This is a genomic window from Deltaproteobacteria bacterium (assembly GCA_019308995.1).
GTDB lineage: Bacteria > Desulfobacterota > Desulfarculia > Adiutricales > JAFDHD01 > JAFDHD01.
In genome coordinates, this window is record JAFDHD010000005.1 from 56,953 (window position 1) to 75,699 (window position 18,747).

An 18,747-nucleotide genomic window follows, 5' to 3' on the forward strand; every position below is an offset into this window, starting at 1 on the left:
TCGGTTAAGATATCATTTCGAGGCACAGGGAGGTCTCCGTTTATCTCAATGCGTCCTTATATCAATAAAACAGGCGCAAAAGTGATCGTCCCCAACTTTTACCAACTCAGGCTTTTCTTCCAGACATCGGTCCGCAGCATAACCGCAGCGAGGCGCAAAGGCACAACCCTTTGGCAGCGCAGCGAGATCAGGCGGCTGGCCCTTAATGGGCACCAGTTTGATACCGCGCGGCCTGTCCAGCCTGGGCACCGAGGCCAGAAGCCCAACAGTATAAGGATGTCTGGGCTGGATATATAAGACTTCGGTCGGCGCGGTCTCTACCAGCCGTCCGGCATACATCACGTTCACCCGGTCCACATAACGGGCAACAATCCCCAGGTTGTGGGTGATGAGGATGACCGAGGTTTCGAATTTGGACCTCAGGTCGTCTATGATTTCTAAAATCTGCGCCTGAACCGTCACATCAAGGGAAGTAGTAGGCTCGTCAGCTATGAGCAGTTCGGGGTCGCAGCTTAAGGCCATGGCGATCATGAGCCGCTGCTGCATCCCCCCGCTGAACTGGTAAGGATAGTCTGTCATCCTCCGTTTCGAATCCGGTATGCCCACAAGCTGGAGCAGTTCCAAGGCCTCCTGAGCGGCTTCATTCTTATTCAGGCCGCGATGCAGCTTCAGGGCTTCAGAGACCTGCTTCTGAACGCTAATCACCGGATTGAGGGAGGTCGTCGGCTCCTGAAAGATCATGGCGATGCGGTTGCCTCTGATATGATGCATTTCGCTCTCGCTCACCTCAAGAAGGTCATGGCCTTTGAAGATAATTTTGCCGCCGATGATCAACCCGGGCGGGTAAGGGATGAGGCGTAAGATAGAGAGAGCGCTTACGCTTTTGCCACAGGCGCTCTCGCCCACAAGGCCGACGCTCTCCCCTTTCTTGACGTGATAGGATAGGCCGTCCACCGCTTTCACCAGACCGGCTTCGGTATAGAAATAGGTCTGCAGGCTTTTAACCTCCAGGATGTTTCCCTCTGCCGTCAATTCTCTTTCCACCTATTAGAATAAGGAGCACAGGGGTTTAGGCGCCTGGCTGTCAACTGGCAGATTAAACCCCTGTGTTTGTCAGGCCTGTCTTAAAGTAATTTTCTGTTATGCCTTTTATCTTTTTACTTGGACTTGGTTGTCCAAATACGGCCGAACACCGGACCCGGGCTAAAGAAGCCGATACAGTTTTCACCATGGAAGCCGCCGATATACGGCTGCCAGTAGTTGTAAACGTACGGGGCCGGAGAGCTGAACCTGGGGACCAGGCTTAAGGCGTATACATTTGCTTTTTTCAGCTGCCGGTTCATCTCATTAACATCATGTATTTGCCTGACGGTATCGTACAGTTCGGTCAGCTTGGCATCATTGATTTTCCCTGGGTTCCAGAATTCTCCAGGCGTCTGTTTCCGCATGGCCACCAGGGGACCTGAGCCGCCGTCTGAGACTCCGATCATGCCTTCAAATTTCTTGGTGGCCATAATACTGTAAATCTGATTCGGTTCAACCACCCTCATTTTAACCTTGACCCCGATCTGGGACCAGTAGGCCACGAGCATCTGGGCTATGTCATCATAGGTTTGGGGGTAGACCAGGTTAGTCTGGAAACCCTTGGGATAGCCGGCCTGGGCCAGAAGCTTCTTGGCCTTTTCCGGGTTGTATACATAATTCTCCTTGACGTCCGGTGGAAGCTTGTCCCAGGGGGTATAAAGCGCCTTCGGCCAGAAAGCCAGGAACGGATAACTGAATTTTGCATACTTGCCACCGTATAAAGACTTGCCGATGGCATCGCGATCCACGCCCATATTCAGGGCCTTGCGCACCCTGATATCTTTAAGGACCTCGTTATTCATCTCAAAATGAACCTGAAAAGAATCCGGGACAATGACACCTAATTTATTCAGCTCGGGGTTTGTCTTGTCCAGGCTTTCGGCGTTGTCCCACCTTACTGAATAGAGTATATCAATTTTACCTGCCCGCATAGCTGCTATCCTGGTGGCGCGATCGCGAATGATGGGCAGCTTGATCTTGTCGGCAAAAGGTAATTTGTATTCCTTTCCGCCAAGCTTGACCGTCCCCCAGTAGTCAGGGTTCCGGGCGTAAGTAACGGAACTGCCGCGGACATATTTTTCCACTAGGAAAGGTCCTGTGCCGCAAGCATTCTTCCAGTTATCAGCGCCTGCTTCCACCATTTCGCGGGGGTATATTCCAATATAGGCTCCATATCCGAGCAGATAGCGCCATTCACCGATGAATTTGTTCAGCTTAAAAACTACCGTGTATTTGTCAGGGGCGGTCACGGAATCCAGGCAGGCAAAACGTTTCTTGGCCACCCGGGGGCTTTTTAAAAGCCGATTCCAACTATAGACCACGTCATCAGCCACAAACTCCCGGCCGTTAACCGGCGGCTTATTCTGAAACTTGATCCCTTTGCGCAGTTTAAAGACCAGAGTCAGGGGATCGGTCCACTCCCAGCTTTCAGCCAGACATCCCTTTAAGACATGGGGGGGATACCATTCCGTTTGGGTAAAATCCCATTCATTGGTACCCATCGGGCCTTTGGCCCAGTCACCGTACATCAATTTTTCAGCAAAAAATGAGGTGAACTGATCAACGTTGTAATTCGCCATCCCTGGATCAAAGCCCTTAGGGTCGTAAGCTATTAAATAATTTCCAGCGATAATAGTTCCGCCATATTTCGGCTCCACCTTGGCAGCGTTGGCCTGACCGGTGATATTAACCACACCGGTATAACTCAGGAAACCAATTGCAGCCAGCAAGATCAAGGCTGCACCAAGGCTGAAGCCGACCTTTTTGATAGTGCTTCGCTTCATCATTCGATTCTCCTTAGGATTAGATGGTTGGACCCAGGCTGTCTTGATACGGCAGCCACTTTCTGAACATAATGTCTATTTTAATTCACGCTTGAAAATTTTCACCCCCTTTTTTACCGGCCGACGACATGAGGCTGTGAAGGGTGCAGGAGGTTCTACTAGGCCTCTTTAATATCCTTCACGACCTCAATATTGCCTTGCTCAAGGCCTTCCTGGCCTTGACTATACTATAGCTTCCCAGCCCCCCTCTTAACCTTGGATCCAATATGTCCCTGACAGCATCTCCGAGCATATTGACGCTATACACTACGATGCAGAGGGCCAGGCCAGGCCAGATGGCCATCCAGGGGGCCTTGAACATATAATCACGTCCGGCGCCGCTCAGCATACCGCCCCAACTGGGCGCTGGGGGAGGAATGCCCAGGCCGAGGAAGCTCAGGCCGGACTCGGCCAGGATCATAGCCGGCACCCGTGTCGTAAACAGGATGATAATAGGCGCCATGATGTTGGGCAGGATATGCATGGTCAGGATTTTCCTTTGGGGACAACCAATTGCCTCAGCAGCATCCACGTACATATTTTCTCTAATGCCTATGACCGCGCCGCGAACGATTCTCGACCCGCCAACGCCGTATAACAATCCTAAGCAAATGATAACCTGCCACAAGCCTGGTCCGACAATGGAAGCGACCGCAATGAGGAAGACCAAGCCTGGGAAGCACATAAAGGCATCTACAAACCGCTGGATAAGGAGGTCGAATTTGCCGCCAATATATCCGGTTAGAATCCCTACCAATACAGAAACAGCCGTAGCCAGGGTACTGGCCACCAGACCAACAATGATCGAGATTCGAGCGCCGAATATGATGCGGCTGAGCATGTCTCGTCCCAGGTTATCCGTGCCCAGTAAATATTTGGCTGAAGGCGGGCTGAGGAAGTCAATGGGGTGAATCTCATTCATGCCATAAGGAGCCAGGAAATTGGCAAAAATACCCACGAAAAGCATGATCAGAGTTACAATCGCGCCGGCGGTACCCAGGGGCTTTTCCTTGACCAGCCTGATCACGAAATCAGCCAGTGAGGAGCGCCTTTTTGAGGGTTCTCCAGGTCTGCCTATTACGTCTGTAGTGCTTTCACTCATTTTTAAACCTTACCTCTAATCAAAACGCACCCTAGGATCTAAAAAGCCATAGATAAGGTCAATAAAAAGATTTATAACCAAGATGCCGCAGGCAATCAACAAGACGAGCCCGGAAACAATGCTGTAATCCCTGGTAAAGGCCGATTCAATCAGAAGCCGACCGATTCCAGGCAGGTTAAAGATCTGCTCTAAAATGACCGCGCCTTCCACGACGATAGGCATCCAGAGGCCGACGATGGTCACCACCGGGATGAGGGCGTTTTTCAAGGCATGCTTCCTGATGACCGTTTTTTCCTCCAGGCCTTTTGCCCAGGCTGTTCGGATGTAATCCTGCCTCAGGACCTCCAGCATCATGGTGCGCATCATTCTCATGGTCACGCCGGACATGGCCATGCCCAAAATGATGGCTGGAACGATGACCTGCTTGAAATTTCCTATGGGGTCCTCGGTCAAGGAGATATATATCATCGGCGGCGACCACTTCCACCAGAGGGCCGGAAAGACCACAACCATGGTTCCGACCCAGAAGCCGGGCAGGGCGATCAGGAGGATGGCAAAGCTGCGGGCGATATAGTCGCCCACCGTATCCTGCCGCATGGCGGAATAAACCCCTATGGGAATGGATATGATCAACCCCACGATGAGGGACAGGACACCAAGTTCAAGTGTGACTGGAATTCGAGCCAGTATCTCCTGAGTCACAGGCACGTTTTTCCATAAAGATTTCCCAAGACTGCCTTGCGAAATAATCTGCCAGACCCAGCGCACATACTGCGTATAGATCGGTTTGTCCAACCCCAAGGCATGCTGGATCGCATCCCTGTCCATCTGGGTTGTAAACTCCATATCACTGACCATCAGGTCAATGATGCTGCCAGGCACGAGACGAACCACAAAAAACACGATCAAGGTCGTCACGATCAGGGTGGGGATCATGAGCAGTAATCTTCTAATGAGATACGCCTGCATGTTGTTTCCCTACACTGCGCCCTTGGCTCGAATTACCCGCTTTTCAAGCGCTTGAATCTCCTGTTCAAGATTAGAACTCATGGCTCCACCCCTTGCGATTTATTTGGCCGTTCTTCGGTCTTATCCCCCAGCTTAAACCCCCATTTCCTCTTCAAGTTCAGTTAAGGTGGTGTCAAGGCGATCCAGCATATCATCTACCTGCTCGCTGGTGATACAGATGGGTGGAAACACAAAGATAGGCAAGCCGCGTTTATGGGCGGCCGGTCGACGAGGACCATATAAAGTGGAATATAAAACAAGGCCATTTTTTAATGCAAGGGTCTGTAGTTTGCGCTCTGCCTCCGCACCTTGAGGAAAGAATTCCATGGTCTCTTTATTCATGACCAGCTCAAGAGGCATTAACATCCCGATGCCCCGTTTTCCTGCAATGATGGGATGCTTCAGCAGCCGCTCCGCTTGTGAGTGCAAGTACGACCCGACTTCGGCACTATTTTCGATTAAACCATCTTCCTCTATGATATCAATAACAGCTTTAGCGGCGGCACATGCTATCGGATGTCCCTGATTGGTAAAGCCGTGCACAAAGGCAGCGCCTTTGGCAAACGGCTCATTAACCTTATCACTAGCGATCGCCGCCCCCATGGGCGCGTACAGGCTGGACATCCCCTTTCCGGTGATCATAATATCGGGTTTTACATCAAAGTGCTCCATACCAAACCACTTGCCGGTTCGGCCAAAGCCCGTCACAACTTCATCAGCGATGAAAAGTATATTGTACTTGTCACAGATCTCCCTTACCTTCTGCCAATATTCCTTGGGAGCCACAAACCCGTAATCCTCCCCTGCGCTTACCGGTGTTGCCATGAAGGCCGCCACGTGCCGTTCCCCGGCATAATGGATCGCTTCCTCCAGTTCATAATTGCAAAACTCCGCGTATTCTTCGGTACTCATACCTGCAGGGGGACGAGAGCTAGGCTGATGAATATGCGGCCAGGGATGCATATAAGGCACAAACTTGGTCTGGGATCCAGGACCACCGGCTGCTGAAAGCGCCCCCAGCGTCATGCCATGATAGCTTTCGTGGCAGGTTATAATTTTGTATTTTTGATCATTCCCCGTTTCAACGTGATACTGGCGAGCCAGTTTAATAGCCGTCTCAATCGCCAAAGATCCACCCGAGACAGGAAAGACGGTATTCAAATCCCATGGTGTAATTTGGCTAATTCTCTCGCATAGCTCCGCCCGAGGCTGGCTGGAAAGCATCGGATGACAGTACTCGAACTTTTCCAATTGCTTGTTTATAGCCTCGCGAATTCTCCTGTCACCGTGACCCAGATTTATAGCGATTGGCCCTCCAGATACATCAATGAAACGATTCCCCTCGTTATCATAGAGATATATCCCCTCAGCTCTATCCAAAATTGGTTTATACGGATGATAGCCAAGCATTTTACTCCACATGCCTTCCATTTTTCTTGGTCCAAATTTTTCTTCAATTTCCGGTGTCATAACAACCTCCTTAGATTTCTGACTTGTGGTTAATGTTTTAACAGAAAAAACACCGATCCCTTAGCTTATATCTCCCCTTAGCTAGTTGGGAATGAATCAGCGGCCATCCTGTCAACCCTTTTAACAATCTGAAAAAAAACATGCTTTCTAATAAGTACTGTACTGCACCCGACCTCCTTGAACAACTTCTTCTCACGTTAGTGCAATTTCGTGGTCAAAGAAACCGGGAGCAACTCACCTTTACAACCTCCTTCATGAAAACTTGGTTAAACAATTAAGAACTTATTTGAATCAGTCTGTTGTCAAAGAGTAATTTTAGTGCAACTTTCGTGGTGAATTCCCTTAAAAAAAATCACCCATGCCCGGCGGCCGGAAGCAGAGACACTTCTGCGCCTTATGCCAAAAGCCTCAAGACATCCTCACAGAGGCAGCCCATCGGCTCGGCCACCCCGGGGCAAGTGATCTTCCCTTTATAAAGATTCACGCCTGACGCCAGGGCCATATTTCCCTTTATGGCCCGCTCGATACCCTTGTTGGCAATCTCGAGGGCATAAGGCAGCGTAACGTTGGTCAAGGCAAAGGTTGAGGTTCGCGCCACAATGGCAGGCATGTTGGTCACGCAGTAGTGGATAACCTCATCCACCACAAAGACCGGATCTTCATGGCTCGTCGGCCGGCTGGTCTCGATGCAGCCCCCCTGGTCAATGGCCACATCCACCACCACCGATCCAGGCGGCATGGTGGAGATCATCTCCCGGGTGACCAGGTCCGGGGACTTGGCCCCGGGGATGAGAACGGCCCCGATAACCAGGTCTGAGACCGAAACCAGGCGCGCGATATTTTCGTGGTTGGCCATGACCGTGGCAATGGCGTTACCAAAAATATCATCCAGGGCCGCCAGCCGCCGGGGGTTAACGTCGAGCACGTAGACATCGGCCCCAAGGCCAACCGCGATTTTAGTGGCATTGGCTCCGACCACTCCCCCGCCGATAACCGTGACCCTGCCTTTTTCCACCCCAGGCACTCCCCCTAACAACACCCCGCGGCCGCCGTGGATTTTTTCAAGATAATGAGCGCCAACCTGGGGCGCGATGCGCCCGGCCACCTCACTCATGGGCGTCAGCAGCGGGAGCGATCCATCATCCAGCTGGATCGTCTCGTAGGCCACCCCGATGCACCGGCAGTCCATCAAGGCCCGGGTCAGTTCAGGGGCAGGCGCGAGATGCAAATAGGTAAAGAGGATCTGATCCTCCCTGATCAAGGAGTATTCCCCGGGCAGGGGCTCCTTGACCTTGACGATCATCTCGGCCCGGTCATAGACCTGGGCAGCCTCTGGAAGCAGGACAGCGCCGGCCTTCACATACTCCTCGTCAGTAATGCCGCTTCCCTTGCCCGCATTCTCCTCGATAAAAACCTGATGACCGGCTTCCGTTAATATGCGAACGCCCGCCGGAACCATGCCAACCCGGAACTCACTATTCTTAACCTCTTTGGGCACACCAATCAGCATAATTTCACCAATCCTTCATCTGATCAGGCAGCAAAATCCATTTGCATTTGGCCTTCATAATCATAAATGATTCACTCGAAAGGATGCCGCCTACTTTGGGAAGCTCCACCGTCAGGAACCGGTAAAAATCAGGCATCCCGTTCGGCGAGATAACCTCGACTATAATATCATAACGGCCGGTGACAACCGCAGCCCAGTGGACCAGGTCCAGCTTTGAAATCTGCTCCACCTTTTCATCGAGCTGCTGGTGCTTTTCGATATTGAGGGCCACAAGGACAATGATGAGATTTTCAATCTTAAAGGGATCCACCAGACCGGCGACCTTTAAAACTCCAGAACGCATCAGGGCCTTCATCCTGGAACGGACGGTCGGATTGGTCACCTCCAGGTTTTGCGCCATTTCTCCGGTGGGCATCCGGCCGTCCTGGCTCAGGAGACGGATGAGGTCCTTATCCAGGGCGCTCAAGGCCATTTTTTTTATCTCCTATTAGGTTTCAGAGCGGAGCAGGTTTTCCGTCGCGTCACTCTCACGGAAGGCGGGTGGAGAAATAAAGGGCCATTTTTCTTATATATGGATAATTCCACAGAAGAAAAATAACCAGATAAAAATTTTTTGTCAATATTTTTTTTTAAACAAAAAAAAATTGTCAATAAATTTGTGTTATAACCCGAGAATTTACCCCGGGTCTGAAGCCATAAATCCTGTGGCAAGCCCTTAACATCCAGGTCGGATCAGACTTAACTGGCTGATTAATAACGCCAGGCAACAGCCAAGGAGGCATTTCAGGTGGAGACGACGGCTGCCGCGCAAGCGGCATGACGTTAACGGGCAATTAACATGAGCCGGACACCAGGGAAAATAGCCTATGTGTCAGATGAAGTCTTGACTTGTACACCTAAACTACGTGGGTGGCGAATGCTTCATCTCCTGTGCCTTCCGACCCCCACCGTAACAGTCCTAGATCCTCGAGAATGACGAAGAAGACCGGTACCAAGAACAGCGACAGCATGGTCGCGGTAAACAGACCATAGGCTAAACTGGCCACTATGGGAATGAGGAATTGGGCCTGAGTGCTGGTTTCGAGAAGGAGTGGTAAAAGAGCCGCGATCGTGGTGAGTGAGGTGATGACAATGGCTCGAAACCGGCCTCGCGCCGCAAACCGGGCCGCGTCAGAGATATTCATACCTTCGCCAAGCCGCTCTTTGATAAACGAGACCAGCAGGATGTTATTATTGACCACAATACCAGCCAAGGTCGCGAGGCCAACCAGACTTGGCATGGTAAGGTCAAGTCCCATTAGCACATGTCCCCAAACAACGCCGATGAAACCCAACGGGATCGCGAGCAGCACCGCGATTGGCTGCACATAACTTCGGAACTGGAAGCATAGTATGAGGAAAACGCCGATAAGGCTGATCATCAAATTATTGTTCAAAGAACTGCTTGTTTTCCCGCTTTCCTTGCCCTGCCCCTGAAAGGAGATTCTGAGATTCGGGTATTTTTTCTTTAATTTTGGTATAAACTCCTTTTTTGTAACTCCCATTAATTCACGAGCATTGACCACCCGGGTGTCTATATTGCCCTGTATAGTTATAGTACGCTGGCCATTGATCCGGTGAACGCGAGAGTAATGACGGGTCTGCTCGATCTCTGCGATGGCGGTTAACGGCACCAGACGCCCATCCTGGGAACGAATGTTGAGGTAGCGTAAATCTTCCAGGCTGTTTCGATCACCGGGGGCCAGGCGAACCGTGACATCGTAAGATTCTTTGCCGAGCTGGACGGTAACATTGGTACCGCCATGGAGCGCCGCGCGTACTTCATCGGCCACGGCGCGCGCCGTTACCCGGAGCGGTCCGGTGCCTTCACGCAGCCGGATCCGCAGTTCCGGCTTGCCCGGCCGAAGATCATCGGATACATCCTGCACGCCATCGAAACTTCTGAGCCAGTCCTGAAGTTCGAGCGACGCCTGTTTGCCCTGCTCGAAATTATTGCCCAGCAGGCGAATTTCAATGGCCTTACCAGCGACACCGCGCTCCTTATCGGTGAATTTCAACGCTATGACATCGGGCACGCGGCCAACCAATTCGCGCCAACGGGTAAGCATCTCCTCGATGGTGCCGACACGCTCCTCAGCCCTGAGCAGATCAGCGCTAATCGTGGCCAAGTGCGGTCCATTCTCGTTAGCGTCCACGTTGGAATTGTAAAACACCGAGACATTCTTAACGAGACTCCGGCCTTTGTTTTGACGTACGGAAAACTCATCGTTTAATTTTTGAAGAGCTTTTTCCACCCGAAGCGCGATCTCTTCGGTCCGCGACAACGGCGTACCCTGAGGCAGTAAGATGCGGGCCTGGATAATGTCACTTTCTAGCTCGGGGAACGCTCGGTATTTTAAGAGACCTGATGATGTGGCCGCGAAGGATATTAAAACGAGAGCTATTAAAACTCCTAGTACAGGATAGGGGATTCGGATAGCGGCATCAATAAGCGGTCCGAACACTCTGTCCCGAAAGCTATCGAAGCGGGCATCAAACCAGTTGTGGAACCGCGATCTCCGCGAACTATCCATAGATGCGATGGAATGCCGGAGGTGGGCAGGGAGAATGAGGAACGCCTCGATGAAACTCACCGCCAGTGTAATGAGCAGTACGGCCGGCAAGTACTTAAGAACTTCTCCTATGCGTCCGGATAGGAAAGCAAGCGGTCCGACTACAATAACCGTTGTCAAGAACGACGAAAACACGCTGGGCAGAACCTGGCGGGTACCGTCAACAGCGGCCTCCAGCGCTTCCTTGCCCTTGCGAACGTTAGCGGCGATATTCTCAGAGATGATGATAGCATCATCCATCAGCAGACCGATCGCCACGAGCAAGCCCACCATGGTCATCATGTTGATGGTGTAACCGAGCACCTGCATGATAAAAATGGCCCCGAGAAATGAGACCGGCAGACCCATGGTGACCCAGAAGCTATAGCGGAGACCAAAGAAGGCCCACATGGTGAGAAACACGAGCAGCAAACCCTGCGCACTGTTTACCAGCAGTATGCGCAGGCGGTCGCGGATGTTCGATGTAACATCCTGGCTGATTTCTAGAGACACACCCTTTGGCGCCATTCTTTGTTCGCGTTCTAAATTTTGCTTGATCGCCTCCATGACGAACAGGGAATCCTGGGAGTACGTTTTTGATATTTCGAGCAGAGCGGCCCGTTTCCCATTGAAATGAATTTTTTCTTCCGGATGATCGAAGCGCGTTTCAATGGCCGCGATGTTACCGAGCAACACTTGACCGCCGGTACGGCTCGACACAACAACTAGATCGGTGAACTCCTGTGGAGCACGCCTTTGACCGGCGAAACGGACGATAAGATCGCCGTCCCGGGTTTCCATAATGCCAGCCGGCATATCGAGGTTCTGGCGTCCAAGGGTGGCAGCCAGGTCGCCTACTCCAAGGCCATAGCGGCGCAGCACCTCAACAGGAATCTCAATAGAAATGTCCTGGTCGGAAAAACCGAGCAGACGGACCTGGGCAATGCGTTTGTCTCGTTTTAGGCGTTCTTTAACCTTCTCGGCGTAAGCCTTGAGGTCCATTGGTGTCATATTGCCGGTAACGGCTATACTGGCGACTACAGCGGTGCGTTCCAATTTTACGATTGACGGCTTCTCGGTTTTATCAGGAAAGGTAGTGATAGATTCGACCTGCGACTTCACATCGTTGAAGAAGTCGTCCATGTCAGTGCCTTTTTGCATTTGAGCTGTGATGATAGCTAAGTTCTCGCGGGCGTCGCACCGCACCTCATCCAGGTCAGAGACGCTATCGAGCGCATCCTCAATGCGTTGGCAAATGGCATCCTCTACCTCAGCCGGAGTGGCGCCGGGGTATGGAACGCGGATCTCCACTTCTGTTGGCGGGATAACGGGAAAAGTATCCTTCTGTAGTTTTGGCAGCGCGGACAATCCCAGGACCATCACGGCGACCATAAGCATGTTGGCGGCCGTGGGGTGTTGCGCGAAATACCTGATCACTTCCTGCCTTCCTTGCCCGTAGCTTCTATGATGATCCGTTTCTCGGTTCGCTTGTCCTCTACAGGATCGAGGAGCATACCTTGCACCGCCGGGACCAGATCAGAAAGAACCACGCGTTCGCCTGGGCTTACCCCCTCGACCAGAACCGCAAAACTCCCTTGGGTAAAACGGACTTTAACCGGGCGGATATCAAGCCGATTGTTTTCATCCAGCACATATACCGTACTTTTATGGAGAGCAAAAACGGGAACTACCAATTGATTCACAAGGGATTTACGGCGCAATTCCACTTCTACGAACGTATTTCGCGCCAGCGGTGGCCGCTTGCCTGGCTCAGCCTTCGAGTAAGGATCATCTACCGCCACCACCACTCCGAGGGTCTGGGTTTGCGGGTCAATGGCGCCGGATACCCGGTCAACCCGGGCCTCCCATTCTATGGTATGAACCCCGGTGTGCAGGCGAAGCACGGCGTCCAGATCAAGAGCGCCGGGGGCTTTGGTGCCGGCCACTGATCCCGGCTTAATTTCCTTTCCTTCGATCAGTGGTCGAAGCCTGCCGATCGGGAATTGGGCCTCGACTTCGGTAACATCCATGCCGTCACCCTTAAAAAGAAGTTGGCCTTTATTGACGTATTGGACCCGGTTGATTTTGACTTCGCCGATCCGAACATCGAATGGGGCTTTTATAACGGTATGATCGAGATCGAGTTCAACTCTCGCTTTCTGAGGTATGAGTACTTCCCTCTCAGCGCTGTTGACGGACAGCGCGTTACGCAGATTCTGGACAGCAGCCTCTCCGTTCAAGACTTTCCGTTCAACCGCCTCAAACGCTGCTTTAGCCGTAGTCCCTCTCGAAGCCAGAGACTTACTGCGTTTAAATTCCGCCTTCAGTAGATCGAAATCTCGTTTGGCAATGGTCAAGCTGGCCTTGGTAGTACGCTCCTTGACTCGAATAGCGTTCAGCCGGGCTTCGATCTCCGCTAGAGCGAGGCGATAGGCGGAATTGTCGATTCGAAGGAGCTCTGTACCGGCTTCAACGAAGTGGCCGTTCTTCAGCTTATCAGAAACCCAAACCACCTGGCCCGCGACTTCGGATACCGCCTCCCAGATTCTCCCAGGCTGGGTGATGCCGTAGCCTGAGATCGTCGGCCGAACTTTCAGATTCAGCACTCTGATAACACGAACCTTAACCGCCAGCGGCTTGGTCTCCACCTTTTTGGGCGAATTTATGAGGCTTGGCGCTAGCAATACCGCCACCACACCAATAACAACCGGTGGTACAAACCACAGTCTCCTGATCCACTTTTTCATCATGTTCCTGCCTTGTTGCGTTTAAAAATACCTCACAGGTGAATCATGGCTTCATCGAATATTTCCGGCTTATCCATGAAATCCGGCATTGAATTACTAACAGCCGGTTGACTGGCCTGCGAACGAACTGAGGAACCTTTTCTAACCGAAAGGGTTCCTCCCAGATTCACCCATGAACAATCAACCTCAATTTATAGAAAATCGCTCACTATCTTCCACAAAATCTTGGTCTCAATAGGCTTGGGAATATAATCATCAGCTTCGGTGGACATACCATCGGCATGAGAATACCGGGAGCTGGTGACCTTATCGCCGACCGCGGTCAGCAAAACAACGGGAATATCCCTGGTCTCCTCACTGGCCTTGAGTTCGGCACAAAGGACATACCCGTCCTTCCGGGGCATCATGACATCAAGGAGGACCAGGTCTGGACGCCGCGCTTTGATGGACTCCTCGGCCTCGAGGCCGTCATACGCCCGACCGACCTCACAGCCCTTGCTTTCCAGCATCATGGCTACGGTTTCCACGATGTCCGGTTCATCATCCACGACTAAAATATACGAGGCCATATGTTACGCTCCTTCCTTTGGGTATTTATATCATTTATTTAATAATAAATCAGGACGTTTGTAAAAGGCTAACTGACCTGCGGTCTCGGATAAAGACCGACGGCCTCCACGATCTCTGGCACCATCTCTTCCCATTCGATGGCCATAACATGAAATCCTCTCACCCCCTCTATCTCTTTCAACCGCTGCATGGATTCCACGCAGATCTTGACGCCTTCCTTGGACTGATCTTTTTTAGGGGTGTCACTCATGCGCTTGACCACCTCGTCCGGCACGTCCATGCCTGGAACGCGGTTCTTCATATACCTGGCCATGCCCGCTGATTTGAGCGGCGTTACACCGGCCAGGATAAAGACCTTTTCCAGCAGGCCCCGATCGCGGGCCATCTTCATATAGGTTTCAAATTTTTCAAGGTTGTAAATACACTGGGTTTGAATGAACTCCACACCAGCGGCTATTTTTTTAGCCAGTCTGGGCACACGGATTTCAAAGGGGTCGGCAAAGGGGTTGGCCGCCGCGCCCACAAACATCCGAGGCGGCTGTTCGATATCATCGCCGCCCAAAAATTTGCTTTCATCCCTCATCAGCCTCACGGTCTGAATCAGCTGAATGGAATCTAAGTCAAACACGTTCTGCCCCTGGGGACAATCGCCAAAGGATTGGTGATCTCCGGTCAAACAAAGGATATTCCGGATGTCAAAGGAAGCCGCCCCAAGGATATCGCTCTGCAGGGCGATCCTGTTTTTGTCCCGGGTAACCATCTGCAGCACGGGCTCCAGCCCCATCTGTTTCAGCCGGATACAGGCGGCCAGGCTGCAGAGCCTGGTGACCGAGGTCTGGTTATCGGTGATATTTATGGCGTCCACATGATCCTTGATCATGTTGGCTTTTTTCGTGATGACCTCGCCGTCACTGCCTCGAGGCGGTCCACACTCTGAGGTCACGGCCAGATGGCCGGCGGCGAGTATTTGTTCCAGCTTGCTGTTGGTGGCGGTTTTCATAGTTTCACATCCTCCCTGACCACCTTTCGAGGTCCCCCGGCCCTTTCAGTGGACCAATCCTTGATTGGGGTGACCTGTTCATAGGCATCCAGCTTGCCCAGGCTTTTAAGCCGGTCAATGATTAGCTGCCAGCCGCAGTCAATGTCAGGGTTGATTTCGCATTTGCCATTGGTTGATCCGCCGCAGGGTCCGTTGAGCATCCTTTTGGAACACCGCGATATGGGGCAGATTCCGCCCGTTTGAGCCAGAATGCACTGGCCGCATGCCTGGCATCTTTCGCTCCAGACGCCTCTTTCTTCGCTCACGCCGATAAAGCATGTATTCACGCCCGGAATGACGGGCATGGCCGGGTATTTCTCGGCCATGAACTGAACGCCTGCCCCGCAGGCCAGGGACAGGATGACCTCGTATTGATCAATGACGCCTCTTATTTCTTCCAGATACTCCGGGTCGCACTGACGTTCGAGGGTCACCTCGTCGAGCTTAACCTCGATGCCCTGGTTCAAAAAGTGTATGCGCAGGGCCGAGGCCAGGATACCCACTTCCTTCTTGCCTCCGGCTTCACACACCGTCACGCATTCATTGCACCCGGCTACCAGGATTTTTCGGTATTCCTGCAAGCTCTCAATAACCTCTTCAATCGGCTTCTTCTCGGCGACAATCATTAAACAGACCCCCTTTCCCGGTTCTCAAGCCACCTTTTGTTTCCTGACCAGCTTTATTGGATTTGGACCCATCTCTTTTATTTTTTCCGTCATCTCCTGGGCAATCTGCGCAAAACGGGGCCCCTCGCTGGAAGACAGGTTGTACATCTGAACGCGCTGGCCGCCCGTGCCAATGGCTTCCAGGATTTTCTGGGCCTGTTCCACCCGCTTCCGAGCCTGAAGGTTTCCGGTGTTGAAACGGCAGTCGCCTTCCAGACAGCCGACAACATAAACGCCGTCCACGCCTTTTTCAAAGGCCCTCAGGATATGAATAATATCCACCTTGCCCGTGCAAGGGACCTTGATAATCCTGATCGTACTGGGATATTGAAGCCGCATCGAACCTGCCAGGTCCGCCGCTGTATATCCTCAGAAGTAACAGCAAAAAACGATGATGACCGGATCGAATTCTTCCATTTACAAGACTCCCTCCAGTAAGGCGTCAACCTTGCTTATAAGCTGGTCGTCCTCGTACCAGTTGAGTTCGATGGCCTTGGCCGGACATTCGGCCGCGCACACGCCGCACCCCTGGCAGAGGGCCTCATCAATCTCACTGACCCCTTCCTCATTGATCCGCGGCACCTCAAAAGGACAGACGCGCACGCAGATCAGACAGGAAGCGCATTTTTCCGGATCAACCCTGGCCGTGACCGCGGAAAGGGTTATCTCCGACTGGGCCAGAAACGTCGCGGCCCTGGAAGCGGCCGCCAGGGCCTGGGATATGCTTTCGGAGATCAGTTTAGGCCCGTGCGCCGTGCCGCAGACAAAGATAGCATCCTTGGCCATATCCACCGGCCTCAACTTGACATGCGCTTCCATGAAGTAGCCTGATTTATCACGGGAGAGTTTGAGTATGGAGGCCAGCTCCTCGGTGTCCTCGGCCACCATGCCCGCGCTCAAAGTCAACAGATCGGCCGCCACCGTGACATCCCGATCGAGGATGTCATCCCGGAAGGTGACGTGAACGCCGTCCGGCCCAGACTCGACCCGGGGCGGGTTATCCGGCTCATAGTGGGCAAAGACCACCCCCAGCCGCCGGGCCTCGGTGTAAAAGTCCTCAAGCAGGCCGTAGGTCCGCATATCCCTGTTCAAGACGATGACGCCGGCCTCTGGGTTCAACTCCTTGATATGGATGGCGTTTTTTACCGCCGACTGGCAGCAAACGCGGGAACAGTTGGGGTTTTCCTCATTCCTGGACCCGATACACTGAATCATAACCACCTGGTTGAGATCAGAAGCGCCAAGCCGCTCCAGCCGTTTACTCAATTCAATCTGGGTCATGACGCGGTCGTCTTCCCCGTAATGGTATTCCCGGGGCTGATACTCCTGAGCGCCGCTGGCCACAATGACCACACCGTGATCAATCTTTCTTTCATACATGGCCGGACCGACCATGACCTCGGTCGTGAAATTTCCCTGGACACCGGCAAAACTCACAATGAGGGATTCAGTCAGGACCTCGATCTTTTCGTGCTCCATGACTCTTTGAATCAGCCGGTGAAGGTATTCCTGGATATCCGCCCCCTCGATGGTGGTGGTCAATTCAGTGGCCAGGCCGCCAAGCTGCGGCTCCTTCTCGACCAGCGTCACCTCATAGCCCTGATCTGCCAGGCCAAGGGCGGCGTTCATCCCGGCCACGCCTCCGCCCACGACCAGCGCGGCTTTATTAACCTTGATTCTTTTTTCAATCAGAGGCTTGAGGAGGTTGGCCTGGGCCACGGCCATCTTCACGAGGTCCACGGCCTTGTGCGTCGCCAGCGCGGGGTCGTCTTTATGGACCCAGGAATTCTGGTCCCGAATATTGGCCATTTCAAAAAGGTATTTATTCAAACCGCAGGCCTGGAGCGTCTCCTGAAACAGGCCCTCGTGGGTCCGGGGCGAGCAGGAGGCCACCACCACCCGGTTGAGGTTCTGCTCCTTGATTATCTCCTTCATCTTGTCCTGCGCGTCCTGGGAGCAGGCGAAAAGACTCTGCTCGACGTGAACGACGTTGGGCAGGACGGCGGCATATTCAGCCACGCCCGGAACATCCACCACGGCACTGATATTGACGCCGCAATTGCAGACAAAAACACCGATTCTAGGCTCCTGGCCGGTAACGTCCAACTCTTCAGGCAAATGCACCGTCCGGGTCTCCGTCCCCCGCGCCTGGTTCAAGGTCACACCCGCGGCGCTGGCCGCGGCGCTGGCCTCGACGACCGAACTGGGAATATCCTTGGGACCGGTAAAGACCCCGCAGGCAAAAATGCCCGGGCGGCTGGTGGAGACGGGTGTAAAAGGAGACGACTTCACGAAGCGGTAACGATTCAGCTCCACGTCCAAAAGTCCCGCCAGCTCCGCCACGTCCTCGGGAATCTGAAGGCCGCACGAAAGAACGACCATGTCAAACTCCTCGACCACGATCCCTTGTCCTTCGGTGTAGTAGCGCAGACTTAAATCCCCGGTGCCGCGGACCGGGTCAATGCTGTGGACGCGAGCGCGTTTGAATCGCACCCCTTCCGCCTCGGCCTTGTCGCGGTAAAGCTCGAAATCTTTGCCAAAGGTCCGCATGTCCATATAAAAGATGGCGCAGTCCAGAGGCTCCTGGCTGTGATCTTTGGCGACGATGGCTTCCTTGACCGCATACATGCAGCAGACACTGGAGCAGTAGCCGTTGTCATCCTGGTTGATGTTTCTCGATCCGATACACTGCAGGAAGGCAATCCGGGACGGCTCTTTCCCGTCTCCCGGCCGGGTCAGGTGACCGACCGTCGGCCCGCCGGTGGCCAGAATGCGCTCGAACTCCAACGCGGTAACCACGTTGGGGTGATCAGCGTAATGGTAATTTGCCAGGGAATCAGGATTGTAATTCTCTGAGCCTGGGGCCAGAATCACGGCGCCGACATTCACTTCCAGGGTCTTACTCTCCATGGCGTGGGTGACGCGGGTCACGGCTTCGGCCTGACAGGCCGCCACGCAGCGGAAGCACTCGCAGCAGATGCCGCAGGAGATGCACCGGGCCGCTTCGGCCATGCCCAGCTCCGGGTCAAAGCCCAGTTCAACCTCCTCAAAACCCTTGAGCCGCTCCTCAACCGGAAGACTGGGCATCTTAAGCCTGGGCTTCTTTTTCTCCTCCACCGGAATATCACGCCAGCGGCGC

At 53.0% G+C, this 18,747-nt stretch carries 14 protein-coding genes; all 14 read right to left on the reverse strand.

What is annotated here, in order from left to right; all coding sequences use genetic code 11:
• Positions 1 to 45 precede the first annotated feature (45 nt).
• The 14 genes from JRI95_02095 to JRI95_02160 all read right to left on the reverse strand — a co-directional run bounded on the left by JRI95_02095 (position 46) and on the right by JRI95_02160 (position 18,695).
• The gene (locus tag JRI95_02095) at positions 46 to 1,032 is read right to left on the reverse strand and encodes an ABC transporter ATP-binding protein (protein ID MBW2060333.1); all 987 of its coding nucleotides are present in this window, start codon (positions 1,030 to 1,032) and stop codon (positions 46 to 48) included.
• Between the two features lie 125 nt (positions 1,033 to 1,157).
• Entirely contained in the window at positions 1,158 to 2,870 is a 1,713-nt protein-coding gene (locus JRI95_02100; protein ID MBW2060334.1) for an ABC transporter substrate-binding protein, read from the reverse strand.
• Between the two features lie 175 nt (positions 2,871 to 3,045).
• Positions 3,046 to 4,008 (reverse strand): ABC transporter permease, encoded by a 963-nt coding sequence (locus JRI95_02105; GenBank protein MBW2060335.1) that lies wholly within the window; start codon positions 4,006 to 4,008, stop codon positions 3,046 to 3,048.
• 15 nt (positions 4,009 to 4,023) lie between these two features.
• The gene (locus JRI95_02110) at positions 4,024 to 4,977 is read right to left on the reverse strand and encodes an ABC transporter permease (GenBank protein MBW2060336.1); all 954 of its coding nucleotides are present in this window, start codon (positions 4,975 to 4,977) and stop codon (positions 4,024 to 4,026) included.
• A 132-nt stretch (positions 4,978 to 5,109) separates the two neighbouring features.
• Complete coding sequence (locus JRI95_02115; GenBank protein ID MBW2060337.1) at positions 5,110 to 6,486, reverse strand: aspartate aminotransferase family protein; 1,377 nt, start codon at positions 6,484 to 6,486, stop codon at positions 5,110 to 5,112.
• A 394-nt stretch (positions 6,487 to 6,880) separates the two neighbouring features.
• A complete protein-coding gene (ald, locus tag JRI95_02120; GenBank protein MBW2060338.1) occupies positions 6,881 to 7,996 on the reverse strand; it encodes an alanine dehydrogenase in 1,116 nt (371 codons plus the stop codon).
• Positions 7,997 to 8,000: 4 nt separating this feature from the next.
• Positions 8,001 to 8,468, reverse strand: coding sequence for an Lrp/AsnC family transcriptional regulator (locus JRI95_02125; GenBank protein MBW2060339.1), 468 nt, complete (start codon positions 8,466 to 8,468; stop codon positions 8,001 to 8,003).
• A 424-nt stretch (positions 8,469 to 8,892) separates the two neighbouring features.
• Positions 8,893 to 12,024, reverse strand: a complete 3,132-nt coding sequence (locus JRI95_02130; protein MBW2060340.1) for an efflux RND transporter permease subunit — start codon at positions 12,022 to 12,024, stop codon at positions 8,893 to 8,895.
• The gene (locus tag JRI95_02135) at positions 12,021 to 13,337 is read right to left on the reverse strand and encodes an MFP transporter (GenBank protein MBW2060341.1); all 1,317 of its coding nucleotides are present in this window, start codon (positions 13,335 to 13,337) and stop codon (positions 12,021 to 12,023) included. Before JRI95_02135 ends, JRI95_02130 begins: the two co-directional genes overlap by 4 nt.
• Before the next feature lie 188 nt (positions 13,338 to 13,525).
• Positions 13,526 to 13,903, reverse strand: a complete 378-nt coding sequence (locus JRI95_02140; protein MBW2060342.1) for a response regulator — start codon at positions 13,901 to 13,903, stop codon at positions 13,526 to 13,528.
• Between the two features lie 68 nt (positions 13,904 to 13,971).
• On the reverse strand, positions 13,972 to 14,904 hold the full coding sequence (locus JRI95_02145) for a methylenetetrahydrofolate reductase (protein MBW2060343.1): 933 nt from the start codon (positions 14,902 to 14,904) through the stop codon (positions 13,972 to 13,974).
• Positions 14,901 to 15,569 carry a methylenetetrahydrofolate reductase C-terminal domain-containing protein gene (locus JRI95_02150; GenBank protein MBW2060344.1) on the reverse strand — a complete coding sequence of 223 codons (669 nt, stop codon included), beginning with the start codon at positions 15,567 to 15,569 and terminating at the stop codon, positions 14,901 to 14,903. Before JRI95_02150 ends, JRI95_02145 begins: the two co-directional genes overlap by 4 nt.
• Positions 15,570 to 15,593: 24 nt before the next feature.
• Complete coding sequence (locus JRI95_02155; GenBank protein MBW2060345.1) at positions 15,594 to 15,947, reverse strand: hydrogenase iron-sulfur subunit; 354 nt, start codon at positions 15,945 to 15,947, stop codon at positions 15,594 to 15,596.
• Positions 15,948 to 16,025: 78 nt separating this feature from the next.
• A complete protein-coding gene (locus JRI95_02160) occupies positions 16,026 to 18,695 on the reverse strand; it encodes an FAD-dependent oxidoreductase (protein MBW2060346.1) in 2,670 nt (889 codons plus the stop codon).
• Positions 18,696 to 18,747: the final 52 nt, after the last annotated feature.